The sequence below is a fragment of the Pseudoalteromonas sp. EB27 genome (assembly GCF_001974875.1).
In the GTDB taxonomy this organism is placed as follows: Bacteria; Pseudomonadota; Gammaproteobacteria; order Enterobacterales; family Alteromonadaceae; genus Pseudoalteromonas.
The window spans coordinates 301,623-327,000 of the sequence record NZ_MTQD01000001.1 but is presented as its reverse complement, the minus strand read 5'-3'; the positions used below and the strand labels follow the sequence as shown (position 1 = coordinate 327,000).

General features: G+C 38.4%; 25 protein-coding genes. 15 read left to right on the top strand and 10 right to left on the bottom strand.

Going from position 1 to position 25,378, the window contains the following annotated elements:
* Position 1: 1 nt before the first annotated feature.
* From BW142_RS01430 to BW142_RS01420, 3 genes are all read right to left on the bottom strand, one after another.
* Positions 2 to 2,062: a TonB-dependent receptor gene (locus BW142_RS01430; RefSeq protein ID WP_076923649.1), complete on the bottom strand. Its 2,061-nt coding sequence runs from the start codon at positions 2,060 to 2,062 to the stop codon at positions 2 to 4.
* A 74-nt stretch (positions 2,063 to 2,136) separates the two neighbouring features.
* On the bottom strand, positions 2,137 to 2,793 hold the full coding sequence (locus tag BW142_RS01425; protein WP_076923648.1) for a YoaK family protein: 657 nt from the start codon (positions 2,791 to 2,793) through the stop codon (positions 2,137 to 2,139).
* Positions 2,794 to 2,822: 29 nt separating this feature from the next.
* Positions 2,823 to 3,512 (bottom strand): transporter substrate-binding domain-containing protein, encoded by a 690-nt coding sequence (locus tag BW142_RS01420; RefSeq protein WP_076923778.1) that lies wholly within the window; start codon positions 3,510 to 3,512, stop codon positions 2,823 to 2,825.
* A 123-nt stretch (positions 3,513 to 3,635) separates the two neighbouring features.
* Between BW142_RS01420 and BW142_RS01415 the strand changes: the two genes are divergently transcribed.
* From BW142_RS01415 to BW142_RS01385, 7 genes are all read left to right on the top strand, one after another.
* Complete coding sequence (locus BW142_RS01415; RefSeq protein ID WP_076923647.1) at positions 3,636 to 3,884, top strand: TIGR03643 family protein; 249 nt, start codon at positions 3,636 to 3,638, stop codon at positions 3,882 to 3,884.
* A 76-nt stretch (positions 3,885 to 3,960) separates the two neighbouring features.
* Positions 3,961 to 4,311 carry a hypothetical protein gene (locus BW142_RS01410; protein WP_076923646.1) on the top strand — a complete coding sequence of 117 codons (351 nt, stop codon included), beginning with the start codon at positions 3,961 to 3,963 and terminating at the stop codon, positions 4,309 to 4,311.
* Positions 4,312 to 4,334: 23 nt separating this feature from the next.
* A complete protein-coding gene (locus tag BW142_RS01405; protein ID WP_076923645.1) occupies positions 4,335 to 5,414 on the top strand; it encodes an endonuclease/exonuclease/phosphatase family protein in 1,080 nt (359 codons plus the stop codon).
* A 426-nt stretch (positions 5,415 to 5,840) separates the two neighbouring features.
* Positions 5,841 to 6,188, top strand: coding sequence for a hypothetical protein (locus BW142_RS01400; protein WP_076923644.1), 348 nt, complete (start codon positions 5,841 to 5,843; stop codon positions 6,186 to 6,188).
* Between the two features lie 116 nt (positions 6,189 to 6,304).
* A complete protein-coding gene (locus BW142_RS01395; protein ID WP_076923643.1) occupies positions 6,305 to 7,132 on the top strand; it encodes a restriction endonuclease in 828 nt (275 codons plus the stop codon).
* A gap of 57 nt (positions 7,133 to 7,189) precedes the next feature.
* On the top strand, positions 7,190 to 8,071 hold the full coding sequence (locus BW142_RS01390; protein WP_076923642.1) for a nucleotidyltransferase: 882 nt from the start codon (positions 7,190 to 7,192) through the stop codon (positions 8,069 to 8,071).
* A complete protein-coding gene (locus BW142_RS01385) occupies positions 8,049 to 8,612 on the top strand; it encodes an SLATT domain-containing protein (protein WP_076923641.1) in 564 nt (187 codons plus the stop codon). The genes BW142_RS01390 and BW142_RS01385 overlap by 23 nt, the downstream gene beginning before the upstream one ends.
* Before the next feature lie 281 nt (positions 8,613 to 8,893).
* Here BW142_RS01385 and BW142_RS01375 read toward each other — a convergent pair whose 3' ends face one another.
* From BW142_RS01375 to BW142_RS01360, 4 genes are all read right to left on the bottom strand, one after another.
* Entirely contained in the window at positions 8,894 to 9,415 is a 522-nt protein-coding gene (locus BW142_RS01375) for a hypothetical protein (RefSeq protein WP_083707537.1), read from the bottom strand.
* A 366-nt stretch (positions 9,416 to 9,781) separates the two neighbouring features.
* Positions 9,782 to 11,482, bottom strand: coding sequence for a hypothetical protein (locus BW142_RS01370; protein ID WP_076923638.1), 1,701 nt, complete (start codon positions 11,480 to 11,482; stop codon positions 9,782 to 9,784).
* A gap of 846 nt (positions 11,483 to 12,328) precedes the next feature.
* Entirely contained in the window at positions 12,329 to 13,705 is a 1,377-nt protein-coding gene (locus BW142_RS01365) for an NAD-dependent succinate-semialdehyde dehydrogenase (RefSeq protein ID WP_076923637.1), read from the bottom strand.
* Between the two features lie 217 nt (positions 13,706 to 13,922).
* On the bottom strand, positions 13,923 to 14,438 hold the full coding sequence (locus BW142_RS01360; protein ID WP_076923636.1) for an NUDIX hydrolase: 516 nt from the start codon (positions 14,436 to 14,438) through the stop codon (positions 13,923 to 13,925).
* Positions 14,439 to 14,671: 233 nt separating this feature from the next.
* On the opposite strand from BW142_RS01360, the gene BW142_RS01355 reads away from it, so the two are divergent.
* The 6 genes from BW142_RS01355 (at position 14,672) to BW142_RS01330 (ending at position 21,150) form a co-directional block, all read left to right on the top strand.
* Positions 14,672 to 16,012 carry a sigma-54 dependent transcriptional regulator gene (locus tag BW142_RS01355; protein WP_002958086.1) on the top strand — a complete coding sequence of 447 codons (1,341 nt, stop codon included), beginning with the start codon at positions 14,672 to 14,674 and terminating at the stop codon, positions 16,010 to 16,012.
* 14 nt (positions 16,013 to 16,026) lie between these two features.
* Positions 16,027 to 16,236, top strand: coding sequence for a histidine kinase dimerization/phospho-acceptor domain-containing protein (locus tag BW142_RS01350; protein ID WP_007581523.1), 210 nt, complete (start codon positions 16,027 to 16,029; stop codon positions 16,234 to 16,236).
* Positions 16,237 to 16,274: 38 nt separating this feature from the next.
* Complete coding sequence (locus BW142_RS01345; protein WP_024598672.1) at positions 16,275 to 17,759, top strand: sensor histidine kinase; 1,485 nt, start codon at positions 16,275 to 16,277, stop codon at positions 17,757 to 17,759.
* Positions 17,760 to 18,221, top strand: a complete 462-nt coding sequence (locus BW142_RS01340; protein WP_002958089.1) for a response regulator — start codon at positions 17,760 to 17,762, stop codon at positions 18,219 to 18,221.
* 10 nt (positions 18,222 to 18,231) lie between these two features.
* Positions 18,232 to 20,199 carry a response regulator gene (locus tag BW142_RS01335; protein ID WP_024598671.1) on the top strand — a complete coding sequence of 656 codons (1,968 nt, stop codon included), beginning with the start codon at positions 18,232 to 18,234 and terminating at the stop codon, positions 20,197 to 20,199.
* 330 nt (positions 20,200 to 20,529) lie between these two features.
* A complete protein-coding gene (locus BW142_RS01330) occupies positions 20,530 to 21,150 on the top strand; it encodes a fumarylacetoacetate hydrolase family protein (protein ID WP_024598670.1) in 621 nt (206 codons plus the stop codon).
* Here the strand turns inward: BW142_RS01330 and BW142_RS01325 are convergent.
* From BW142_RS01325 to BW142_RS01315, 3 genes are all read right to left on the bottom strand, one after another.
* Positions 21,101 to 22,024, bottom strand: coding sequence for an ABC transporter substrate-binding protein (locus BW142_RS01325; RefSeq protein WP_083707536.1), 924 nt, complete (start codon positions 22,022 to 22,024; stop codon positions 21,101 to 21,103). The two genes, BW142_RS01330 and BW142_RS01325, sit on opposite strands and share 50 nt — an antisense overlap.
* A 118-nt stretch (positions 22,025 to 22,142) precedes the next feature.
* Entirely contained in the window at positions 22,143 to 23,195 is a 1,053-nt protein-coding gene (locus BW142_RS01320) for an aldo/keto reductase (RefSeq protein WP_024598669.1), read from the bottom strand.
* A gap of 9 nt (positions 23,196 to 23,204) precedes the next feature.
* Positions 23,205 to 23,639 (bottom strand): thioesterase family protein, encoded by a 435-nt coding sequence (locus BW142_RS01315; protein ID WP_024598668.1) that lies wholly within the window; start codon positions 23,637 to 23,639, stop codon positions 23,205 to 23,207.
* A gap of 168 nt (positions 23,640 to 23,807) precedes the next feature.
* Here BW142_RS01315 and BW142_RS20685 point away from each other — a divergent pair, with 168 nt between their 5' ends.
* Positions 23,808 to 23,984 carry a hypothetical protein gene (locus BW142_RS20685; protein WP_170071746.1) on the top strand — a complete coding sequence of 59 codons (177 nt, stop codon included), beginning with the start codon at positions 23,808 to 23,810 and terminating at the stop codon, positions 23,982 to 23,984.
* A 339-nt stretch (positions 23,985 to 24,323) separates the two neighbouring features.
* Complete coding sequence (gene dinB / locus BW142_RS01310; protein ID WP_076923635.1) at positions 24,324 to 25,376, top strand: DNA polymerase IV; 1,053 nt, start codon at positions 24,324 to 24,326, stop codon at positions 25,374 to 25,376.
* Positions 25,377 to 25,378 lie beyond the last annotated feature (2 nt).

The following is a 25,378-nucleotide window of genomic DNA, read 5'->3' as shown; positions in this document are numbered from 1 at the left end:
ATTACCACGTATAAGTTGCCGAAAGCATCGCGTTACGAGGTTTGCCAGGGAAGTATCTGTCGCCGGTAAAACTGGTGTAGTCGGCGCGCTCTGCATAAGCCTTATTGGTTAAATTAATAATGCGAGCAAGCACTTCAAGATTATTGGTAACTTGCCACTGCGCGCGCAGGCTTAAAATATCATGCCCTTGGTATTTATTTAAGTTTTCTGGGTCGGTGTAGTAGTTACCAACGCGATGCCACTGCAAAGCAAATTGTGCATTGTTTAGTGCCTGCCATGTTAAATCGAGATTAGCGATATTACGCGGCGCGGTATCTATGTCGTTGCCGTTTATATTTAGACCGTTAAGCACTTGGTTGTCAGTGTAAGTATGCTTTGCGTGCGTGCCTGCAAAGTTGAGTGAGAGTGTATTTGTAAGCTGGTAATCAAGTTCAAGCTCAATACCGCGATGGCGAGAGCTGCCATTATTTACCGTAAAAAAGTCACTATCACGGTAAATCGTATTGTGTTTACTCATAGCGTAAACCGACACACCATAACGTAGTTTTTCGTAAATTCCTTTAATACCCAGCTCTGCATTATTAGCTATTTCGGCGCTTAAATTTGCAGTAGTTTGCTCGCGTTGTAATTGGTATAACTCAGCGGCTTGTGGGGCGCGGTAACCGCGAGAAAAGTTCGCATAAAGTGTGTTATTTGTATTGTACTGATAACTCAACCCAAGCTTTGGCGATAAATTACTAAAGCTATTTTTAGCACTCGCTGGGCGGCTGTATCGGCAGCCCCCAAACGCGCATTCTGTGCCATCGTCTTTTGTTCTACCTGCTAGCATATTATTGGTATAGTCGTACTGCATATGCTCGTAGCGCACACCAGCTGTTAGTAACCACTTATTTAATTGCCAATCTACAGATGCAAAAGGGGCATAAAGCGTAGCGTTTACATCGTAATCGTAATGTTTGCCTTGTGGCACTGTCGCGACTAAAAATGCAGAACCTTGCGTGGGCTCATTTTGGCTTTGAGTAAAATCGGCTTGCGTGTATTCGCCATCAAGCCCTAGGTTTATTTTTACATTACTTTGTAAATTATGTTGATAAAGCGATTGCACGCCAAAGCCTGTTTGACTGTTTGTTTCAAGCGGTGTGCCGGGTAAAAAGTGCTTAAAAAAGTCCATGCTTTGGTCGCGAAAATATAACGTAGTAGAGAGCACATCATCGTTATTTAATTGCCATGTTGCGTTGCTCCACGCTCTAAATGCGCGTGCTTTTCTAAATGCATCTGGGTCAAAGTTTTTTTGCGCGAGATCTTCATCTTTGTAACTTTCAAAACCTGTAATAAATCCAGCCGTTTGCTGATCGAGGTTTGTGTAAGTAAGTCCTGAGGTCAGTAATAAATTATTATTTGAATAGCGATGGCGAATATTAACTTTTTGTTGCTCTACACTTTCGTCGTCGCGGTAACCGCTGTCGTCGGTAATACTTGCGTTAATGCCTATACCGCTGTTGCCGTAATCTTGTCCTGCACGTAATTTGTAGCGAGTATAGCCATACGAGCCGTAATCTAAACCAACTAAGCCACCGCCTTGCGTGGTATCGGGCGTTATTACATTAATAACACCATGTACAGCATTTGAGCCATAAAGTGCAGAGCCGGGGCCTTTGAGTACTTCTATGCGCTGCGCCATTTCGCTGTGGGCTTCAAATAGCTCGTTTATATTACAAAACCCGGCGGCTCTCAGTGGTATGCCATCTTCTAAAGTCAATATGCCACCACAAGCGCCTGCGCCCGAAAGCACTTGTGAGCGAAGCGCGGGTAAATACTCTTGGCCATTTCCGCGTTGAATATTAGCACCCGCTACACGTTGCAGGGCTTCTTCAATATGCGTAGGCGCTATGCTATTTAGCTGCGCTTCACTAAGTGTACTTATTGATAAAGGCAGTGGGGTAGATAGCGCTTCAATACGTGATGCCGTCGTTGTTATGGTTTCTATTGCATCGTTATTTTGATTGTTGGCAAACGCAGTGTGGCTGAAGGGTAATAACAGCGGCAAAAAATAAGGTTTCATACATTCCTTGAAAGTAATCTATATTGCATTGCCTCTATAATATGCGGTTTTAATGTGCTTTTAAACTCGTTGCGTTAAAGCGTACGTAACCTATAAACCCGATACGTAATTGATAAAACAAAACAAGCCACAGCAGGAAACACCAAAGCCAGCACTAAGTAATGCTCAAATAAAACAAAACCGGCTACACCGCCTAATAAAAAGCCTGCAATAATAAGTAAAAACATAACGCCTTTACGCATATCAAATTGCTCACCTTTAAGTGCTTTACCTATCATTAAACCAAGGTCAGTAAAAATACCCGTTAAATGTGTGGTACGAACGACCGCACCACTGTAATTAGTGACTAACGCATTTTGTAACCCACAAGCAGCAGAGGCAAGCGTAATTGCATAAACATAAGATTGATTAAGTAGGTAGGCACTTGCTAACAGTAAAGCGCCTTCAATAAATAAGAGCGTATCGTAATGGCGGCCAAGTTTTAATGAACGCCCTGCAAGTAAAAAACCAGAAAGTGCCGAGCCCAACATAAAGCTAATGAGTATGCTAAATAACAGCAAAGCGGCTGAGGTATTGCTCATTAGCTTAATACCCAACAAAGTAACAGAGCCTGATAAGTGCGAAATGGCTTGATGCTCAAAACCTAATAAGCCTACAGCGTTAACGATGCCCGCTATAAATGCCAGTGTAAACGCGCCATATTCAACCCACTTTGGTAGTTTTGTAAACATTGGTTATCTCTTAATGTGTGCAGAGTTAATTATTGAGCTTGTGCTTTAAAACGCTTTATTTGTTCATCAACTAATTTTGTATCAATTACGCCACGCTTAAAAGCAATGTAAGTAGGAAATGTAAACTCATTTAATTGCCGAGCATAAATGTTTTTATATTCCTTTGAGTACCACAAACCCGCTTGATAGTTAGTTATTGCGTATTCAACGCGTTTTTTTTCAAGTAGCTCAAAAGTGTCTTTAGTTGAAAGTGAACGAAGCAGGTTATTCTCATCAAGGCTGTACTTTTTAGCGATAATTTTGGGAAGAATAACACCGCGTAACATAGCTATAGCGGCTTTTGATAAATCATCAATAAGCAGATTATCTTCATTTAACGTGAATAAACCAAACTTAGTGGTATGCAAAGGCTCGCTAGTAAAGTCTAAATATTCTGTACGCTCTTTATAGTTGGCCAATGAGAAATAGCAGTCGTAATAGCCCAGCTCCATCTCTTTTTTAACACGCGCCCAAGGTAAATGAACAACGTCGATTTTGAGGTTTAAGTTTTTTTCAATAAACTTAATGTAATCAATATCTAAACCTGTAAATGTATCGGCTTTTTCATCGTAAATAGTAAAAGGAGGGTAGTGCGTTGTAACGCAGCGCAGAGTTTTACTTGGCGCTGCAAGTAATAACGAGGGAAAAGTTAAGGCTAAAAACAGAAATATTGCGCGCATAAATATAAATTCGATACCATTTAAATACATAATCTGAATGCTAATTATACAGTTACTGAGCTTAAATTGCATTGATCTAAGTATTTTTACCTAGCGTATAAGTTAAATTTTGTGAGATATACCATGTTTAATCCTGAGCAGCAGTCACGCATTATCGAAATGGCGTGGGAAGATAGAACCCCCTACGAGGCAATAGAGCAGCTATACGGATTAAAGTATCCGCAGCTGGTGGTTTTTATGCGCGACAATATTTCAAAAGGCAGTTTTAAAGTGTGGCGTAAGCGCCATGCAGGGCGTAAAACAAAACATTTAAAATTACGCGATCCCGCTATTATGCGAAGCCATTGTAAAACTCAATATAAACAACGTTAAATAGGTGTTAGTTGTTTCATACGATGTTCATCCGTATTTGTTAACCTCTAGCTATTAATTATGCTAGAGATTATTTATGAGAGCACCTATATACACAGCACTAATAGTATTGGCTTTATGTTCAATCAGTGCAAACGCAAAACCACATAAAGATAAACATGGCCATAAAAATCATCATTCGCATAAGCATAACGACAATGGCTACCTTTCTAAAAAAGAGGCAAAGCAACTAATTCGCGCAGGTTGGACGCCACCAGGGCTAAGTAAAAGCTATCACCGAGGCGACTTTTTAGAACGCGATTTATACAAAAGAGGTAGAGTGATTGAACGCTCTAGAGATAATGGTACAGTGAGTATAGAAATAGACCGTACAGTTATCCATATGGTGCACGATACTCGAGAAATACTTTCAATTTTAAGTCGCTAAATTAACTTTATAAGGATATTAAAATGCTCATTGCGCTGGCTATAATTATTGGCTTTTTTTTACTGGTTACCTTATTACCTATGTCGTACAGCCAGCATTACTTAGTGCGTAGCTGCGACTTTGTGCGCTTACAGGTATTTTATATTGCCAGTTTTGTAGCCGTTACTTCGTTGTTTTTATTATGGCAAAGTAGCGCAATAGGTTATGTATTTATAGCTTTAACATCATTTCTTATAATGTTTTTACAAGGTAAATGGATTTACCCGTATACGTGGCTTGCTAAAAAAGAAGTACAAAGCGCACCTAAGCATATAGACCATAGTATAAGGATTATGTCGGCAAATGTACTTATGTCGAACCATAAAAGTGAGCAGTTAATTAGCCTTGTTGATGAGCACCAACCTGACCTGCTTATTACACTTGAGAGCGATAGCTGGTGGGAAAATAAATTATCAGTTATTAAAAAAAATTACCCGTATTACATAGAGTGCCCTAAAGACAACCGCTACGGCATGCACTTATACAGTAAATTTAAAATACTTGATGCACAAATATGTGAGCTAATAGAAGACGACATTCCTTCTATTCATATACTATTTGAAAACGATGAAGGCCTTGAAATGCAAGGGCACTTTATTCACCCCGCACCACCAAGCCCAACGGAGGAAGACTCATCGCGCCCGCGCGACTCTGAGCTAATAATGGTGGCTAAAGCACTTAAAAACCCTACACGGCCTACCATCGTTGCCGGCGATTTAAACGATGTTGCATGGTCGCGTAGCACCCGTTTGTTTATGCAAATAAGTGGCTTTTTAGACCCTCGAAAAGGTCGTGGGTTTTATAATACTTTTCATGCAAGTTACTTTTTTATGCGCTGGCCGCTCGATCACTTATTTCACAGCCAAGGCTTTAAAGTAAAGCGTATCAAGCGCCTAGCTAAATATGGGTCTGATCACTTTGCACTACTTACTGAGCTTTCTTATGAGAATGCCAATCAGGAGTCACTAGAAACTAAATCGGCAGAGCATAAGCAAGAAGAAATCCAAGAGCTCGCAATGAATAAGGCAGATAAGCGAAAAGTGCCGAGGTTTGAGAAGAAGTGATAGCTGCTAGTTCTAGCTATTCGTCAATAAGTATTAACTTGCACTAGCTCAGATCTTAACTGTCAGGTGTTTGACTAATAATATTTAATCAAAACTGACAGTCTTATAAGTGCCATGAGCAGTCATTCATGATTAACTCGTTTCTGCCCCAAAACGTGTTTAGGCGAATTCCTAACAAGAGCGAACATCGGCCGCTCACAATTACTTTTCTATTTCGTCATAGTATATTGCTTGCATAGTCAGGAAAACGACCCAATCGCTCGTTTTTACCCTGAGGAAAAAGCTAGAGTCACTGTATTTTAGTAGTATTGGCAATTAGTTAAGAAGTTTGTTACAAATGAGTCATGCAGAAAAACGAGCGACGCTGTGGTATAAAAACTCGCGATTCGCTCGCTATAAAAAGTTAGTTTTATTAAGGAGAGTTTTATGCCGCATTATTATCTAGAAGGTTTAAATTGTGAATGGAGTTTAGTTCGAGAAAGTCAAACTAGCTCAAAGTTTAAAGTTAAACTTGAAGAATGCATTTATCATTTAGATGTCCATTATACGAGTTCAGCTTCCGTGACAGTAAACATTGTTGCTATCGGGGATGATGTGGCAATTGATAAATCTGTAATTACAGAGTTAATGGAAGATTTAGAAAGTGTAGTTTTAAAACATGGAAACTATGGGGTAATTGATTACTCTATGTCAGTATGTCCGCAAGTATTTGAAGGCAATTATTCAATAAATCAAAAAAAACGCGAAATTTTTAATCGAGATTTCCACAGGTAAAATTAACAAGCGCCTAAACCAAAGGACGCAAAATAGCAGTCTTGCACTCCTTCGTCGCTTATTTTAGCCTGCTATTTTTCGCTGGTTAGTCAAGCGTTATGTTCAAGGAGTAAGTATTGGAACTTTGCGAAACATCTAAAGATTATGAGTTACTAACTCAAAAGATATATCGAGCAATTCTTGAGTCAGAAGGCGTAGAGAATATTGATGTGCAACACGATGTGAAAATAAAAGGGAAATCTGGTGTTGAGCATCAGATAGATGTTTTTTGGGAGTATCGATACGCAGGAGTGAGTCATAAAATCTTAATTGAATGCAAATATTATTCGAAACCTGTTTCACTAATACACGCAAGAAATATGTTGGGCCTGCTAAATGACATTCCTAATAGCCAAGGACTGATAGTTACTACACAAGGCTTTCAATCTGGAGTAATCGATTTTTGTGGTCATTATGAAATAAATTTAAAGAGAATTAGAACGCCACAAGGTACAGACTGGGATGGATATATCCAGATTATAAATGTGAATGGAGAACTGTATCAGAACCAATATTTGGATATGAAACTAGCTTTTGACGGAAAAGATTATGATACGAAGAAATACTTTGATAAACATGGTAGTCAAATATCATTCAATGTCTATGATTCTTCAATTGAAGAAGATGGTGTAGTAAGTTTTATTGGAAAATGGTTAGGTTCGAAGATTGTGGCCAATTTAGGTGAACTAAATACCCCAAAGACGGAAGTTATTTCACCTGAAAATGCCTTTGTAGTTTTGCCTACACAAGAAAGACTTAAGATTAAAAATTTTACTGTTCTATGGGAATTAAGTAGGCAAGAGCTATCTATATCTGTTAATGCGATTGATTTTGTTCAAGCTGTTCTCGAAGATTTCAGAAGTGGTGATATTGAATACACTCTCAATAAAGAACATAACAAGTAAGGGCTGTCGGACTGCTTCACAGCCGCAGCTTTAAGCATTATCAGCAAAAGGAGAGTTATGAGTATTTCTGAGAAATTTTCTACGTTTTGTTCAGCATTACGTATGTCAGGTGATGTTGTTTCTAATGTATCCTACAGAGCGAAGCAGATAACAAAAAGAGTTAACTCTGACTTCAGAGGTTTGGATAGCGATACTAGTTATAGTCTATTTGTTGGCTCTTATGGAAGAGGTACGGATATATTTGTCAGTGATATTGATATGATTATCCAGTTACCTTATGAGCTGTACGAGAAATACAATGGTTATCAGACCAATGGTCAATCTGCGCTTTTACAAGCGGTAAGGGACTCAATCAAGAAAACATACTCAACAACTCATATTGGTGGTGATGGGCAAGTTGTTAAGTTGAATTTTACAGACGGAATCTGTTATGAAATTGTGCCAGCTTTCATCAATAAAGATGGTGAGTCTTTTACATATCCAGACACTAATGACGGCGGTAAGTGGAAAGTTACAAATCCAAAAGCCGAAATTAAAGAAATAAATTCAGCAAACAATCACTGGAATAAAAACTTAAAGCGATTATGCCGAATGGCTCGAGCTTGGAAAGACAAATGGGACGTGCCAATTGGAGGTCTATTGATTGACACACTTGCTTATAACTTTCTAAAGCAATGGGAACACAAGGACAAGTCTTTTACTTACTATGATTGGATGACCAGAGACTTCTTTGCGTATCTCAAAGACCAAGATCCTGATAAAAATTATTGGTTAGCTCCTGGTAGTTCTCAGTATGTTTGGCGCAAAGGTAAATTCGAGTATAAAGCACTACGTTGCTACAACATCGCTGTTGAAGCATTAGACTATGAGCGTGATAATATGAGCGCATCAGCAAACCTCAAGTGGCGTGAAATCTATGGAACTAAATTCCCAAGTTGAAATTCTTGAATCCCAAATACGTGAATGTTTTGGTCGAGTAGTTTGGACTCATAAAACACATGAGAAGTGTGCAGATATATTGAACAAAAGGCAAAATCGAATTAAGTTTTGGCAAATTGTCTTGTCAGCAGTTACTACTTCAGGTGTTTTTGTTGCGGTATTCGGTGAAAATAAAGTTATTGGTATTGCTTCAGCACTGATTTCGCTAGTACTTACAATTATCAACGCATACGTAAAAAAGTATGACTTAGGTGCTCTAGCACAGAAGCATGCAGATACAGCGGTATCTGTGTGGAATATCCGAGAAAAGTATTTTTCCCTTATTACCGATATTAAGTCTCAAACAATTGATGTGGAGGCTATCAAAGTGCAACGAGATAAGCTTCAAATCGAGCTTCATAAGCATTATAAAGGTTCACCACGTACGGTTAGCAAAGCATACATTGAGGCGTCTAAAGCGCTAAAAGAGATGGAGGAAATGACTTTCAGTGATGAAGAAATTGATAAATTTCTTCCCAAACCGTTGAAACGTACAGTGTAAGTTTTGCTTATAACAAAGCATTTAAGAATGATTCCCAACACTTGGCATTTTTCATTCCATCGTTGGGTTTTGTGTTTATGGTGGTCTGGTTCAGCTTTGTAGTAGCGTTGCCATACCTAAATGCGGCATTAGCCCATAGAAATTTTTATGCGAAACTCACCTAATACGGCTGACTACCTAAAACGTTTTTGTCCAAAATGAGTTTATCCGATAGTCTGTTTCTCGCTCAGAGCCCAATTCATATACGTGCCAGTATCGAACGGTGGCACCATTGCCTCTTGTTAGGCATTTTTCCAATTTACAAATAAACGCTTATCTATTTCAATTTTGTTGTGTTTTTCAATGTAAATAGGAAATACATCAACATCTGTGACTTTAGCTATAGCATAACGATGATGTCCTCCCTGAAATATAACCTCTCCATTATCGACAGGTTTTACCAATGGAGGAGATATTGGTCTATTTTCAGATAAATAAACTATAAGCTTTGCCAAGTTATCTGGATAACCGAGCTCCCACAACTCGCCTTCATCTCTTCGACTAAAATGACATAAGATTTTATCAAATTCAGTTAACGAAACATAACCAAGTATAAATCCATCAGGGTAGTACTTTTGAAAATCATTTTCTCCTACACCGTCCAATGCAAAACGTTGAGAGCTTCTTGACAGATCCCAGTTAAATATAATTTTAGGCCATGAAGAAACTGGCGTATTCAAATACTTTTCAGATTCTTTCAAAATTCTGGCACGTAAATTTTGCTCAGTTAACTCTTCAATAGATTCTTCTCCATCTAAGCGCAAAAGTTTTTTGCTAATAATTCATCGCTCCTAATATTTAACACCTTCGTGTCTAACAGTTTAATCAAAAGGCGCTTTAGTGACTTTTACATTAAAACGCCTGTATCTCATAAATTATTAGCAAATACTCTAACTTATTGCCAGCTTTAAAATATCACTCTAGTTTACTTAAACATATGGAAAAGGAGAAACTCCCTCTTTTTATTACTAAGTTAACGACAACGACCCTGAATGACTTGTTTTCACTCGTTGCTAGTGTATGCCTTTGTGCCATTAGCAAACATTGTTAGCGCCGAGCTCTGTAGCTTTTAAAGGTGGAGAAGAAGCGTGAGATTTTAACTGTCTGGCATCTGCTCCTTAATAGTTTCATTATTCAATTTCACTCAATGCGTTTGCAATAATTTCAAGTGACTCATCGCAGTCTGTGCAAATTTTTTCGTAATGATTTTTATAGCTACCATATTCAGTTATAGCCACTTTTCTAAGATCTTCTGCTTCCGTACCCAGAGTGTGGCCCTTTAGAATTGAACGAGCATTGTGAACTATATGGAATGGAGACATTATTTCACGTGCATGCTCTTCTTCAAATTCAACACCAACTAAGATGACTTCAAGTAATTTTAATGCACGTAATCTCGCATCAGGTTTTAACTTTAAAGCCTTAGCTTTTTTTCTAAGCCATTTTTCTTCTAAGCCTTCAACTAGTAATTGATCTAGGTTAAGAATCTCTTCAGCCCACTCATCGCGTGAACTAGTATACGGATAGTTAACTTTATCTGGAGCGTTTTTATCCCTGAGCTTCCACCATAAAGAACCTTTTGAATCTAACTCAGCCAGTTTGGCTTTTAAACTTAATAACGCATCATACTCACTACTCCACTCACCTTTTATATCATTTTCCATAGCGCGAGTTGAAATAGGTGCTTTTGGAGCCTCATTGTATTGTTTCCAATGCAATTGTTCTTCATATGGTAGATGGCTCAGGTATATTAAATATGTATGTACCTGACCAGCAGTATTGACATCAAAAGTTTTTAGTTCCCATGCCCCTCTACAATATATACTGCGGCTATTTAAAGTGAACCTATCTCGATCAGCTTTATATTTGAGTAATACTTCTGGTTTAAAAAATACAGGGGTTATTTCAAACGGTAGATTAGATTCTGTAAAATAGTTAGCTAAATGAATTGGGTTACATGAAACTTCCTTTATTTCACTATTCTTCCAGTCCTGCGCAACATAGCTACAATATTCTTTTTCAACTTCATCGTCAGAATGGCCCCAAATATTTGCTATTAACTTCTTCTTTGAAACTGAAATATCCGAAATATGAAAACCTCGAGAGTAGCTTCCAACACCATTTACGATATTGATTGTTCCAAAGATTCCTGTGGTATTAAAATCAATATGTTCTCTATTTGATCCCCACCCATTAAAATCACCAGTTTTATAACGCGTAAAGTCAAACATACGAAATAACTTCATGCCTTCTATACCCGCATACTCCCCAATAATTTCTCTCTTTGCGCAGATAATAGTTCCTTCATCGTTTTTCCGAGCGTTAGGGACTTTGAGTATTTTAATTACTTCATTAATTTCACCGTGAGAATCTAATTTGCACCATGATTTTTTTTCGGGAACGTAATGTAAATCTAAAGAATGAGATATTTTTTGATTAAGCTCATAATAGGTTTCATCGTTACCTATGGATTGAAATGACCGAGCGAAAAGTATTTGCTCTCCAGAAGCTAATTCTTTACAGCCAAGGTTGGACATAGGACTTTCTATAGATATATCTTCAGACGAACAAGAAACACCCCAAGAAGAAAATGGATTTCCACTCCAGTTGAGAAGGTTATTGAAATTGTCTTTAATCGCATTTTTTTCAGGTAAAAATACTGCATGGATAAATACATGTGGCATTGATGCATACAAAATTACGTATTCATCATTAATATCCGAAGTTAAAAACTCAGCAACATCACTTTGTTGACACCAGTCATTGAACTCATCTTCGGAGCTAGGCTCATTAGATAAGAACTTTAAACAATTTAAATCATATACATTCATTGCCGATTTCCACCAAAACTCGAGATAAAACAAACAACTTTATCAGAGGGCGCTTTCCCTATTTTAGCGCGAAAACGTCCTTATTTTATGAACTTATATTAATAGCAAATAGCGTAAATCATTGCCAGCTATAAATATTAGGCTTTCTGCAGCCTATATAAACATGTAAGTAACAGGAAAGTTTTCTTTTATTTTTACTAAGTCAATGACGACTCACCTGAATGACCGCTAATCGCTCATTTTTGTCTGTCAAGTTTCAGGTATTAGCTTCTACATATTAATAGTTAGCTTTGGGCTTAATAGTACTTGGTCTCGCTCTGTTTAAGCATCATATTTGTGATGTTTTCTGTAATAGTGCTCACTATGTTTATGTCTTTAAATACACGGCTTAACAGGTTTGTAAGCGCAATTTAAAATAGCGACAAAGGTAGCGTGCTTACATTTTTATTAAATAAGCTAAATTGTGAAGTGAGTTTTAAATTTTTAAAACTTAATGAAGTAGCAATGGTTAGCTTGTAACTTTTTATTTTGAAGGATATTTAATTCTTAAAAGTGTGATGTAAAATCGCACCTACGAATATATCTAAAACTCGGTACTATCTCTTACTAAAAGCTCGGTACTATCTCTTACTAAAAACTCGGTTCTATCTCTTACTAAAAACTCGGTTCTATCTCTTACTAAAAACTAAGTACTGTCTCCTGAAAATTACTTTCTAAAAGCAATCTTCTAAAAGTTATAAAAAAAGCCTAAAAGCAGTTACCCACTTTTAGGCTTAGTAATTTTTGTATTTTAAACACGTATTAAAAATATCTATTTAAAATAATTATTTCATTTATGCAGCTAAATTAGCTAGCGATCATAATGCTTTTAACATTAACAAATTCGCGCATACCAAAGCCGCCGTGCTCTCGGCCATAGCCACTGCCTTTAACACCACCGAACGGTAAGTTAGGCTGTGCTAAACCGTAACCGTTAATATTGATCATGCCGGTGTCAAAGTACTTTTTAGCAAGTTCAATGGTTTTTTTCTCATCTTTTGAAAAAATACCACCGCCTAAACCGTAGCGAGAGTCGTTAGCGATACGCATTGCATCGTCGTTGTCTTTCGCTTTTATTAGCGAAGCTACTGGGCCGAATAATTCGTCATCGTACGCAGGCATGCCAGGCGATAAGTTATCAAGTAGCGTTGGTGGGTAGTAGTAACCTGTTTGCGATGGTATTTCGCCACCCGTTACTATTTTTGCACCTGCTTTAACTGATTCCATTACTTGGTCGTGAATACCGTCGCGTAAATCTTCACGGGCCATTGGACCTAAGTCTGTGTCATCTGCCATTGGGTCGCCCATTTTCATGGCTTCAAACTGCTCTTTAATTTGCGCTTTAAAGTCATCGTAAAGTGACTCAACAACAACATAACGTTTAGCTGAAACACACGTTTCGCCGTTATTGATCATGCGACCTGTTACACAGGTTTTAACTGCAAGCTCTAAATCGGCATCATCGAGTACTAAGTAAGCGTCATTACTACCAAGTTCTAACACTGTCTTTTTAACGTGTTTACCCGCTTCTTCAGCTACTTTTTTACCTGTCGCATCACTACCCGTAAAGGTTACGCCGCTAATTGCTTTGTGTGCAATTAGAGAACTGGCGGTTTTGCCGTCGATAAGTAAATTGTTAAAGCAATACTCTGGGAAACCAGCTTGTTTAAATAGCTCTTCAATTTTTTCAGCCATGCCAAATACGTTACCAGCATGTTTTAATACGGTTGTGTTACCCGCCATGATGTTGGCAGCACTGTAACGAATTACTTGATAAAGCGGGAAGTTCCACGGTTGAATACCTAATAATACGCCCGTTGGTTGGTAGCTAATGATTGCGCGGCCGCCGTCCATATCACGTTCTTCGTCAGCAAGTACTTGTGGGCCGTTTTCGGCGGTGTAACGACAAATAGCTGCACATAGTTCAACTTCTTGAAAGCCTTGCTCGTATACTTTACCCATTTCTTCGGTCATGAGTTTTGCAATAGATTCTTTTTGCTCTTCGAAAAGTGAGGCTAACTTATTAAGATATCTCGCACGTTCAGTGAACGACGTTAAGCGCCATTTTAAGTATGTTTCGTGAGATTTTTCGATTACCTGTTCAGCTTCTTTTTGAGAAAGTAGCGTATAGGTTTCAATGGTTTGCTCAGTTGCCGGATTAATCGTTTTAACTGTGTTACTCATTTCTATCTCCTTACAAATTAATTATCTATAAGGGTGCAAAACAAAAGCCAATATCAAAAAAGCAGTGTCAATTAAATATAAGCCATTGAAATGTAAGGTTTGTTTCTTGTTTTTGTTCTGCTAATAACTTTTTACTACTGTAAATATATTATCCAAGGCAGTAAAAAGTACTGATTTATGCAAAAGTTACAAGGGTGATTGCTCATTTTTATTTAACTTATAGAAGTTCTTTAGCAATACGTTTTAATAGGTAGGTTTCTCGTAAAATGGAGAGTCCTTGTTTTTCACTATTAGCAAGTGTGCGCTCGTTATGTGCAATTGCGTCGTTAATATCAACCCATTTAGCGGTCATGCCATTTTGCTGCTCATAATGCTCTAACTGTGCTTTGCCAAACTCGTCGGCAATATTACATACAAAGCAATACGATTTAATATGAATAATATCAAAGTCGCCTTTATACCAAGGGCGATATTCTTCATAGAGTCCAAAGGCTTTAACAACACTTATTTTTTGTGCACCGGTTTCCTCGCTTAGTTCACGCATCAAACCTTGCTCAATACTTTCGCCTTCATCTACTCCACCACCAGGTAAACTGTAGTCTTCATAGCGGTTTGTATACATTAAAAGTATTTTATTATTTTTAATAACAATGGCGCGAGCCGTTAAACGGGTAAATTGACTGCCTTGGTCAATATTAATACCTGAATGTATTAAGGTTTTTAATTGCTGCATTTCGTCTCCTTTTTTAGGTTTTTAATGATAACAGTTGCTACCATTCTATAAATAGAAACGATTTTAATTATTTTTCGTAATTTGTGATCGTTTTTTTTAAGCATACGTAAATATTAGGTTGGTAAAATAGATAGTATTGGATTACTTAACTATTTAAGTAATTAGATTCTAGGTGCGCCTTTAAATTAATATTTAGGATGCGTAGAATAAGAAAAAAAGCATAGGGATTTATCATGTTAGACATACTTTTAGTAGACGATGACGTCGAGTTTAGTGACGTTGTATGCCACATAGTCGAATTCCTCGGCCACAATATAAGCACCGCCACCAGTTTAAAAGAAGCACATCAATGGTTTGAAAATAATACCTTTGACCATGTGCTGCTTGATTTTATGTTACCTGATGGTAGCGGTTTGCACTTACTTGATCACCTAAAAACGATTGGGCAATCTCCAAAAATTACACTTATATCGGGTCATCCTTCAGTTAAGGGCATTTTAGCTGAGATGTGTGAGCCAAATGTAGGGCATTTATTAAAGCCATTACAACGCGAAGATTTAGAACTGGTTTTAAATGGCCCTAAAAAAGCAGTTAAAAAAGCAAAGTCGGGCGGTATAACGCGTCACTTTGGTGGTTTAATTGGCGAATCAGAAGTAATGCACAAGCTTTACAATATGATTGAACGCGTTGCTAAAACAAATGCCAATGTGATGTTGATGGGTGAAAGTGGTGCAGGTAAAGAAGTTGTAGCTCAAGCTATTCATAACGCAAGCCAGTGCGAAGGCCCGTTAGTGGCGAGCAACTGTGGTGCGCTTTCAAAAGAATTAATAGGTAGTGAATTATTTGGCCATGAAAAAGGCGCCTTTACCGGTGCTATAGCCCGTAAAGAAGGGGTATTTGAGCAATCAAATAACGGTACTTTGTTTTTAGATGAAGTGACCGAAATGCCAATTGATATGCAGCCAAATTTACTGCGAGTGCTTGAAACTAAAAAAGTAACACGTGTAGGTGGTAACAGAGAAATACCAACCAATTGTCGTGTTATTTCGGCTACTAACCGCTCGCTTACCGATTTAGCGCAAAATAATATTATTCGTGAAGATATTTACTTTAGGTTGGCTGTTTTCCCTATTGATATACCGCCGCTACGCGACAGAAAAGAAGATATTCCTTTATTAGCGAAAGCATTTTTAGATCAGCTTAATGATGAAAATGGTACCGCATTTAGTTGGACACCCGCACAGCTTAAAGAACTGCAAAGCTATGAATGGCCAGGTAATGTGCGCGAAATTCGCCACGCAATACACCGAGCATTCATTATGAGTGACCCGCAAACTAGCGATATTATTTTACCTGATAACTTAGAGTCGCCGTTTTCACGTGTTAATAACCAAACTGCAGATAAGCCAGTATCAGCAGGGCAAACTATTGAAGAAGTTGAAAAAGAGCTTATTCATGCAACACTTGATAAGGTGCAAGGTAATAAAACGCTTGCTGCACAAATGCTGGGCATTAGTACTAAAACACTTTATAACCGCCTTAATGCATATGGCGGTATTGGCGAATACAAATAGATTTGAGGAAGGGCATGACATCCGATAACCAAACAGAGCAGCTAAACAAATTAGTACACGATGCAAGAGCGCCGCTTAATCGTATATCGATGAATGCAGAGCTTATTAAGTTGGTACTCGAAAACGATATGCCAAAAGAAAAAGCGTTAGATGCGCTTGATAAGATTATTAACAACTGTCAACAGTGTAGTGAAAGTTTACAAAAAATAACTGACTCTCAATAAATATTAAGTGTTGTATAAACGCTAATTCGGGAAGCTAAATGAGCAAACAAGAACATCAAGGGAAAGCGAATATTACTTGGGCAGCTTTTATAGTTGTTGTGTTGAGTATTATTGTGGGTAACGCATTTTTAGCATTGAATACGATTCAAGGTTTAACACAAACCCAAAAGAGTTTAGACAACACTAATATGCTGACAACAGCAATTGAGCAACTACATTTGTCAATAGTTCAGGCTGAATCAGGCCAGCGTGGCTATTTATTAACAGAAGAGACTGACTATTTAACGCCTTACTACGATGCTGTTGGGCAAATTGAAGCGCAGACAGATCATGTTAAGTCGTTGCACTCTGAAATTGATGGCCAAGCTGAGCGTATTGCCCAACTACTTGTACTTGTCGATAGTAAAATTAAAGAGCTAAAACAAACCGTAAATCTGGCACTTGATGATAGAGAAAGGCGTGCATTGTATGTGTTAAATACACATAAAGGCAGGGAGCTTTATAAGCAAATTAGAGAGTATGTTAATGAAATTCAAGACCGTGAATTACTCTTTAAAGTGAGCCATTTTTCAAAGTTAGCGCAAATTAAGAATGAAGCTAAAATCACGTTTGCTATTACAGCAGTCACAAGCATATTACTTATTATAGGTATGTTTGTAATGACGCGGCTTAATTTAAGAAATGCGGCACGGTATCGCTTTGAGCTTGAAAAACAAAACGAAACATTAGCAACTAAAGTGTCTGAGCGTACACAAGAGCTAACTTTGTATTCTGATGAACTGAGCCGAAGTAACCGAGAGCTTGAGGAGTTTGCTTTTGTTGCAAGCCATGACTTACAAGAGCCTCTTAGGAAAATTCAGGCATTTAGTGACCGACTCGAAACTATGTTTAAGGATGAGCTTGGTGAAAAGGGTATTGATTATATTGGACGCATGAAAAATGCGGCGCAACGCATGTCTAATTTAATAAACGACTTACTAGAGTTTTCACGTATTACCACCCGTGGTAAAGATTTTGATGATACAAATTTAAACGACGTTGTAACCGATATACTCAGTGATTTAGAAATTGCGATAGGCGAGTCTAATACACAAGTTGATGTAGAGGATTTACCAGTTATTCAGGCTGATAAGAGCCAAATGCAGCAGTTGTTTTTAAACTTGTTGTCGAATGCTGTTAAATTTAGACGCCCAGATGTAAGTCCACATATAAAAATTAGTTACCAGCATGAAGACATTTTTAGCGAGGATCATAATGCTAATTTAAGCTTTCAAGTTATTACTATAGAAGATAACGGTATTGGTTTTTCACAAGACTATGCCGATAAAATATTTGTACCGTTTCAACGTTTACATGGCCGCTCACAATATAAAGGTACGGGTATTGGCCTTTCTGTATGTAGGCGTATTGTGGAACGCCATGGCGGAACAATTACAGCCCAAAGTAAAGACGGTGAAGGTGCAACCTTCATTATAAAACTACCTGTGGAAGCTGCGCTTTTCACATTGCAAGGAGAGGCTTAAATGCCCTATTCAAAAGTAAAACCGATTACTATTTTAATGGCAGACGATGATGAAGATGATCGTTTGTTAACACAAGATGCCCTTGCCGAAAGCCGTGTACTTAACGAGCTTCATTTTGTAGAAGACGGCGTTGAGTTACTTGAATATTTAGAACGTAAAGGTAAGTTTGAAGATAAAACAGTGTCGCCGCGACCAGGATTAATATTACTTGATCTAAATATGCCAAGAATGGATGGCCGTGAAGCGCTTGAAGCTATAAAAGGGAACCCTAATTTAAAGGGAATTCCGGTCGTTATTTTAACTACATCTAAGCAAGAAGAAGATATGGTTAAAGGGTATAACTTAGGTGCTGCATCTTATATTACAAAACCAGTGACGTTTGATGGTTTGGTTGATTTGATGAAAACGCTAGGAAAATACTGGGTAGAGTTTGTAGAGCTACCGACAACATTTAACGATTAATGGAGATTGTATGTTAGATAAAGTGACTCAGTTGCTGCTTGTAGAGGACGATGAAGATGATTATATACTCACCTGCGACTATCTGGACCAATTGGATTCACACACGTTTAACATTCAATGGATAAGCTCCCCAGAGCAGGCAATTGCAACGCTTAGTAAAAATGAGCACGACATTTGCTTGCTTGATTACCGCTTGGGTGCATCTAATGGTTTAGATGTATTAAAAGAGGCCATTGCGAATGGCTTTAGCGGCCCAATTATTATGCTTACCGGGCAGTCAAACGATGAGTTAGACTCGGCAGCGCTTGACGCCGGTGCAGTAGATTACTTAATAAAAACAGAAATGAGTTCGAGCCGTTTTGCACGTGCTATTCGTTATGCACTTGCTCGTAAAGATGTTGAAGGCGAGCGAGTTGAACGTTTAAAAGCCGAAGCTGAAAATCGTTCAAAAGACCGCTTTTTAGCTCATTTGAGCCATGAATTAAGAACCCCTCTATCATCTATTTTAGGTTACACCGAATTATTAATGCAGAGCGATTTTAGTCAGCAAGCAGAAAATGAATTGGGTGTTATTTATCGAAATGGTAAACATTTATTGAGCTTGTTAAACGACGTGCTCGATTTATCTAAAATAGCGGCCGATAAACTCGAACTGACCTTAAGCGAAGTTAACCTTGATAGCATGCTTGCCGATGTATACACCTTAATGCGTGTATCGGTGCTTGATAAAGGCCTTACACTGCGTTTTGAATCTCAACAGCCATTGCCCTTAGTTGCACGACTGGATGCAACAAGAGTTCGCCAAATTTTAATAAACTTAATAAACAATGCGGTTAAATTTACCGATAAAGGCGAAATTGTTGTTAATGCGTGGACGCAGTGGGTTGATGATCATGAAATGCTATTTTTTAGCATTAAAGATTCAGGCATGGGCATTGCCCCTGAAAAACAAGAACTAATATTTAAGCCATTTGAGCAGATAGCCGATGTGGAATCACGCTCTGTAGGTGGTGCAGGCCTTGGCTTGGCAATATGTGCTGAGTTGTTAGCGCGTATGCACGGTAATATTAGTTTGCACTCTGAAATTGGCAAGGGTGCTACATTTACGATTTCGGTGTATCCAGGTGATATTAGCGAAGTAGAACGACAAGTACTTAATTTTAGCAGCGTTCCACAACTACAAAGTAAATCGGCCCCATGCAAAGTGCATGGGCGAGTATTAGTAGTTGATGATTTACGTGATTTACGCATGTTAGTAGGGCATATGATCAGTACCTGTGGTGCGCGCGTAGATTACGCCGAACATGGGCAGCAAGCACTTGAAAAAGTGCGTATTGCAGATGCGTATAAAGCGCCTTACGATATTATTTTTATTGATATTCATATGCCTGTAATGGGCGGCAAGGAAGCTACCATAGAGCTCAGAAAAATGGGCTACAAAGGCCCAATAATTGCGCTTACGGCAGCTACAATGAAAGGGATACGCGAAGAGCTTGCAGCCCTTGGCTTTAACGATGTAATACCAAAGCCCGTTGATAGCGCTGCTTTATACCAGTGCCTGCAAGATTATTTAGTCGCGCCGGAGCATGCACCGCAAGCTAAAAATATACATTGTAGTAATGGCTTAACCGAGAAAAAACAACGTTTTTTACTGGTAGAAGACGATCACGATGCAGCGCAAATTACGCAGCTACTTTTAGAAAGTTTAGGTGTTGAGACGGTGATTGCGTCAAGTTGCGCGCAATGTTTACAAATACTTAATCACGACCAGCAATTTAATAAAGTATTGCTAGATATGCATTTACCCGATGGACGTGGCACTGATTTAGGCCAGCAAATTAATGAGCGATATCCAGAGCTTCGCTTGGTAATTGTAAGTGGTGCAGAGCCAGATCCTAGAGAAATAAAAGATTTAAATATAGACCGAGTTTTACTTAAACCTATTAATTTGAGCTTACTTGAAACGCTTATTAGCTAGGGCCTGTTTATCTTTCGAGGTTAAATTTGCAGCAGTATGTTTGGTATTTAGGCAAGGCAGAGCCTGTGTAGTGTTTATTCCCCATAAATAGGCGATAACGTAGCACAAATGCCAAACATGCGCTGCCCGAAGGGTTCTGTCTAGGGGCTATTTACTCTTTGTTGCTCGGTTTTTACTTATTCTTACAGGGATGTAAGTCAGTAGAATAACGCAGGAGCAGTTATCGAGCCCACTAGGTTACAAACCTCGCGCCGCGATTAAATAGCCCCTAGATTGAACGAATTTTAATCCTGAAAGGTCAACAGGTCCAATAACTGAGACATTATTTATATGCATTCAATAAAGTTAGTATCTGAAGAATTAATACCATCAAAAGTAGTGTGTGTTGGCCGTAACTATACCGCACATATTGCAGAGCTAAATAACGAAACGCCAGATCAAATGGTTTTATTTAACAAACCAAATAGCGCAATTACTAATACGTTACTTGCAGCTCATAACGGCGATACGCTGCATTATGAAACCGAGTTATGCTTTGTAATTAAAGATAAAAAATTTGTAGGTGTTGGGTTGGGCTTAGATTTAACTAAGCGCACAGTACAAAGTAAATTAAAAAATAAAGGGCTTCCATGGGAGCGTGCTAAAGCGTTTGATGGCTCTGTTATTTTAAGTGACTTTGTCGAACTAACTGATGCTATGAAACACTTTACGTTTGAACTTAAAATTAATAATGAAGTGATTCAGCGAGGTGATACTCATTTTATGCTACATAATCCTGACTCGATTTTACAAGAGATTAATGAATTTATGAGCCTCGAGGACGGTGATGTAGTAATGACAGGCACACCTTCGGGCGTAGGTGAGGTAACGGCTAAAAGTATTTTTGCTGTTGCACTTTATGCTAATGATCAGTGTTTACTTGAGCATCAGTGGAAAGTAAGTAAAAATTAATGACTTGCTGTTGGTAGTGTTTATCAAAGTCGGTAAAGGTAGTTTTAAGCCAAGTATGCTGACTTTGTTGGTACTCAGGTGATTGTAGTACGTTGTTTTTTAGTGAACGGTTAATTTTTTTGAGCGCTTGCTCTGCAAAATTATTGGGGGCGTTAGCCGCACAGCCTATTGCTCCTCTTATAAATTGAACATCATTTTCTTCTATTGGTACACTCTCTATATTCGTAAATTCGCCTTGCTTATTAAAGTAATCGGCCATAAACGGGTAATCAATTGAATAGTCTAAAAATCCGTGACTCAAACGCGCTATAACCGCCTGACTTTCGTTTTCACTGCTCCAACTTAACGATGACTCTTTATCTCGTTTTGTATTTTCGATAATAGTATTAATTTCAGTTGTAAATTTACGTGCAGCGGCTTGTCCATATACGTATTGGGGATCAGTTAATAAATTAATAAGATGAATAGGTGAACCGTGCTTTTTCTCTAATTGTGGCTTTAGCTCTTTTGTCGTGATAATTGAAAATGGAGGATATACCGTTGTTGGATTTGAGTAGTTAAGTAGTTGGTTATTATATTTTTTATAAATAACACATGGGAAACATACGTTTTTTCCTTCATTTAAATATTTATTTATACGCTGCTGAGGGACTATTAAGCGAGTATGTTTTACATCAGTTATGGTTCTGATTAGTTGCTCAGTTAGATTGTCGCAAATTCCACCTTGTGGTGCACTTTCGCTCTTAGCTATATGAAAAGGGGGCGTGTAACTTTGCAGCCAAATAATCTCTTCTAGAGGCTGTACTTTTTGCTCAACGGCATGTGCGTTAAATACAATTAATAAGCAAAATGCATAGTATCCGTTTTTCAGCATTGATAATTATTCGTTGAATTAATAAAACTTAATTAAAGTATAGTGTTGGTTGTTGTAGGGTCAAATATTTTAGTTAAAAGCAGCCTTTATGCAAGGCTGCTTTTTAACTGCTACACGCTTAATAAGGCATTGGATAGTTTTTAAATATAGTATTAATTTCGCTGAGGATTTCGTCACTTAATGTAATGTTAAATGCATCAATATCTTCTTTTAATTGGGCTATGGTTGTTGCACCAATAATTGAAGATGTGACGCCATCTACTTGGTTACACCATGCGAGTGCTAGTTGTGCTGGAGTGATATTGTTTGCATGAGCCAGTTCAACATACTGCTTAGTTGCTTGCTCTGCGTTTGGTGTATCTCTAAAAATACCGTTACGCTGCATGAAGGTCCAACGAGAGCCTTCTGGGCGAGCACCATTTAGGTATTTACCCGTTAATAAACCGGCGGCTAAAGGTGACCACGGTAAGTAGGCAATATCTTCGTGTACACATTGCTCTATTAAATACGGCCAGTCTTTAGCGTGCGCTAGGCTAAACTCATTTTGAATAGATACCATGCGCGGTAAGTTATGCTCTTTGGCCAAGCTTAAAAACTGGCTTATACCCCATGGCGTATCGTCAGATAAACCACAGTGCTTAATTTTACCTGCTTTAACACATTCATTAAGGCCTTGTAGAATATCAAGCATACTAGCTTGGTGTTCTTGTGTATTTACGTCGGTAAATTTAAGTGTGCCAGGCCATTGTCTGCCAAAGTGTGGAGTAGAGCGATTTGGCCAATGCAGCTGATATAAATCAATGTAGTCGGTTTGAAGACGCTTAAGTGAGTCGTCCACGGCTTCTATTACTGTTTGGCGAGTAATATTACCGCCATCACGTACCCAAGATAATCCATTGCCTGCAATTTTTGTGGCAAGTACTACATCGCCACGCTTTTGCTGATTACGCGATAGCCAGTCGCCAATAATTTCCTCGGTTTTGCCATAGGTCTCTGGAGAAGGTGGCACAGCATACATTTCGGCTGTATCAATAAAGTTTACGCCTTGCTCTAGCGCGTAGGCTATTTGTTCATCAGCATCGCTTTGAGTATTTTGTTTACCCCAAGTCATACTGCCTAAACATACTCTTGAAACGTTAATACCACTGCTGCCAAGTGGGCTGTATTGCATGAGAATTCCTTATTGATCGTCTTGAGAGTAGCTAACTAACGCTGATAAAAGAGGCTCTGCAATTGGCGCTTTTTGGCCTGTTTCAAAATCAAACATAACCACTTTTGAAGTGCCTGTTGTTGTTATAGCGTTTTGCGCGTGACTAAATACGGTGTAATTCATAACAAATCGATCTGTTTTTATATCAGAAATAGTAACGCCGACTGTAAGCGTATCTGGAAAAGTAACTGGGCGTTTATAGCGAATGTTATTTTCGCTTATTACCGGGCCTACGCCATTAGAGCTTATTGTATCGAACAGATTTATTTTATTTAAGAAGTCGATTCGGGCTATTTCAAAGTAACGTAAATACACTACATTATTTACGTGTTGTAGTGCATCCATATCAGCCCACGCTACGGTGATGTCGGTATGGATAGGGTGCTGATCTTTAAACGTTTGCATTATTTATTGGCCCTTAATTTTAAAGTATTTAGATTATCAATATGGAGTTGTGAGCTCAAGGTAATTAATAGCATGTTTTTTTATAAGATGATTGTACCTATTTAATTTTAGGTCTACAGTTAAATTACACAGACAAACACAAACACAAAAACACACACAGAGGTATGTATGCACAATATAATTAATTGGTCTTTAGCTTGTTTGGTTTTTATAGCCTCATTTACCTGCTACGCAATGGGTAATGAATCTGGCGCTATTATTTTGATGTTAGCGGGGTTTTTCTTCGAAGTTATGTTTTGGTTACGTGGCCATAAAGAGCCAGAAGATAATAAGCACTTTTTTTAATCGCTAACTAGGGCCTGTTGACCTCTCAGGATTAAAATTTGTTCAATCTAGGGGCTATTTAATCGCGGCGCGAGGTTTGTGACCTAGTGGGCTAAGTAAAAACCGAGCAACAAAGAGTAAATTGCCCCTAGGCAGAACCCTTCGGGCAGCGTATGTTTGGCATTTGTGCTACGTTATCGCCTATTTATGGGGAATAACCACACTACATAGGCTCTGCCTTGCCTAAATACCAAACATACTGCTGCAAATTTAACCTCGAAAGATAAACAGGCCCTAGGCTTGCTTATCACAAGTGATTACATAATAATGACTGTATAAATAAACAGTTGTGTTGTGGTGATGAAGAAGTTTATTCACATAGACATGGATTGCTTTTATGCAGCAGTAGAAATGCGAGATAATCCTAAACTTGCATGTGTACCGCTTGCTATTGGAGGCAATAGCCGACGAGGCGTGCTCTCAACCGCTAACTATATAGCGAGAGAATATGGCGTACGATCGGCTATGTCGAACTATCATGCTAAACAATTATGCCCCGATTTAGTTATTGTCCCTGGGCGCATGGCTGTATACAAAGAAGCTTCAAATCAAATACGCGAAGTATTTAGCCGCTATACAGACTTAATAGAGCCTCTCTCCCTTGACGAAGCCTACCTAGATGTAACAGACAGCACCGCTTGTAAAGGCAGTGCCACACTTATTGCACAGCAAATAAGAGCCGATATTTACAGTACCACAGGATTAACTGCATCAGCAGGAATTGCGCCTATTAAGTTTATTGCCAAAATAGCCAGCGACGAAAAAAAACCGAATGGTCAATTTGTCGTGTTGCCTCATGAGGTCGATGACTTTTTAGCGCAATTACCGCTGGGGAAAATTCCGGGGGTAGGTAAAGTAACGCTCGAAAAACTCAATTTAAAAGGCTTATATACCGGCAAAGATGTACGTGAAAAGGGCGTAAATTGGATGCAGCAACATGTAGGCAATTTTGGTGTATCGCTTTATCAAAAATGTGCAGGTGAGTATATTGGTAAAGTATCGACAGATCGCATAAGAAAATCGCTGAGTGTTGAACATACCTACGAATACAATAAAACAAGTTTGCAAGAGTGCTTAGATGAGCTGCCAAAATTGTTAGACGAATTAGTTTTAAGGCTTAATAAGCAACAATTACAAAACCGTATCAATAAACTGAGTGTTAAGGTGAAGTTTGCAAATTTTGTAGTAACCTCAGCCGACCAGGCATACCACGAACTAAACACTGAAATACTTGTTCAATTACTTACCAAGGCTTATCAAAGAGGTTTACAGCAGCCTGTACGATTACTTGGCATAGGCGTTGGCATTAAAAGTGAGCCAGATCAAAACTTTCAACTGAGTATTCTTGATTAAGC

Coding starts and splice junctions, on each gene's coding strand:
- BW142_RS01355 (WP_002958086.1), top strand. CDS start 14,672: ATGTTAGACATACTTTTAGTAGACGATGACGTCGAGTTTAGTGACGTT.
- BW142_RS01400 (WP_076923644.1), top strand. CDS start 5,841: ATGCCGCATTATTATCTAGAAGGTTTAAATTGTGAATGGAGTTTAGTT.
- BW142_RS01365 (WP_076923637.1), bottom strand. CDS start 13,705: ATGAGTAACACAGTTAAAACGATTAATCCGGCAACTGAGCAAACCATT.
- BW142_RS01345 (WP_024598672.1), top strand. CDS start 16,275: ATGAGCAAACAAGAACATCAAGGGAAAGCGAATATTACTTGGGCAGCT.
- BW142_RS01405 (WP_076923645.1), top strand. CDS start 4,335: ATGCTCATTGCGCTGGCTATAATTATTGGCTTTTTTTTACTGGTTACC.
- BW142_RS01340 (WP_002958089.1), top strand. CDS start 17,760: ATGCCCTATTCAAAAGTAAAACCGATTACTATTTTAATGGCAGACGAT.
- BW142_RS01330 (WP_024598670.1), top strand. CDS start 20,530: ATGCATTCAATAAAGTTAGTATCTGAAGAATTAATACCATCAAAAGTA.
- BW142_RS01415 (WP_076923647.1), top strand. CDS start 3,636: ATGTTTAATCCTGAGCAGCAGTCACGCATTATCGAAATGGCGTGGGAA.
- BW142_RS01425 (WP_076923648.1), bottom strand. CDS start 2,793: ATGTTTACAAAACTACCAAAGTGGGTTGAATATGGCGCGTTTACACTG.
- BW142_RS20685 (WP_170071746.1), top strand. CDS start 23,808: ATGCACAATATAATTAATTGGTCTTTAGCTTGTTTGGTTTTTATAGCC.
- BW142_RS01315 (WP_024598668.1), bottom strand. CDS start 23,639: ATGCAAACGTTTAAAGATCAGCACCCTATCCATACCGACATCACCGTA.
- BW142_RS01320 (WP_024598669.1), bottom strand. CDS start 23,195: ATGCAATACAGCCCACTTGGCAGCAGTGGTATTAACGTTTCAAGAGTA.
- BW142_RS01430 (WP_076923649.1), bottom strand. CDS start 2,062: ATGAAACCTTATTTTTTGCCGCTGTTATTACCCTTCAGCCACACTGCG.
- BW142_RS01390 (WP_076923642.1), top strand. CDS start 7,190: ATGAGTATTTCTGAGAAATTTTCTACGTTTTGTTCAGCATTACGTATG.
- dinB (WP_076923635.1), top strand. CDS start 24,324: ATGAAGAAGTTTATTCACATAGACATGGATTGCTTTTATGCAGCAGTA.
- BW142_RS01410 (WP_076923646.1), top strand. CDS start 3,961: ATGAGAGCACCTATATACACAGCACTAATAGTATTGGCTTTATGTTCA.
- BW142_RS01385 (WP_076923641.1), top strand. CDS start 8,049: ATGGAACTAAATTCCCAAGTTGAAATTCTTGAATCCCAAATACGTGAA.
- BW142_RS01370 (WP_076923638.1), bottom strand. CDS start 11,482: ATGAATGTATATGATTTAAATTGTTTAAAGTTCTTATCTAATGAGCCT.
- BW142_RS01420 (WP_076923778.1), bottom strand. CDS start 3,512: ATGCGCGCAATATTTCTGTTTTTAGCCTTAACTTTTCCCTCGTTATTA.
- BW142_RS01325 (WP_083707536.1), bottom strand. CDS start 22,024: ATGCTGAAAAACGGATACTATGCATTTTGCTTATTAATTGTATTTAAC.
- BW142_RS01335 (WP_024598671.1), top strand. CDS start 18,232: ATGTTAGATAAAGTGACTCAGTTGCTGCTTGTAGAGGACGATGAAGAT.
- BW142_RS01350 (WP_007581523.1), top strand. CDS start 16,027: ATGACATCCGATAACCAAACAGAGCAGCTAAACAAATTAGTACACGAT.
- BW142_RS01360 (WP_076923636.1), bottom strand. CDS start 14,438: ATGCAGCAATTAAAAACCTTAATACATTCAGGTATTAATATTGACCAA.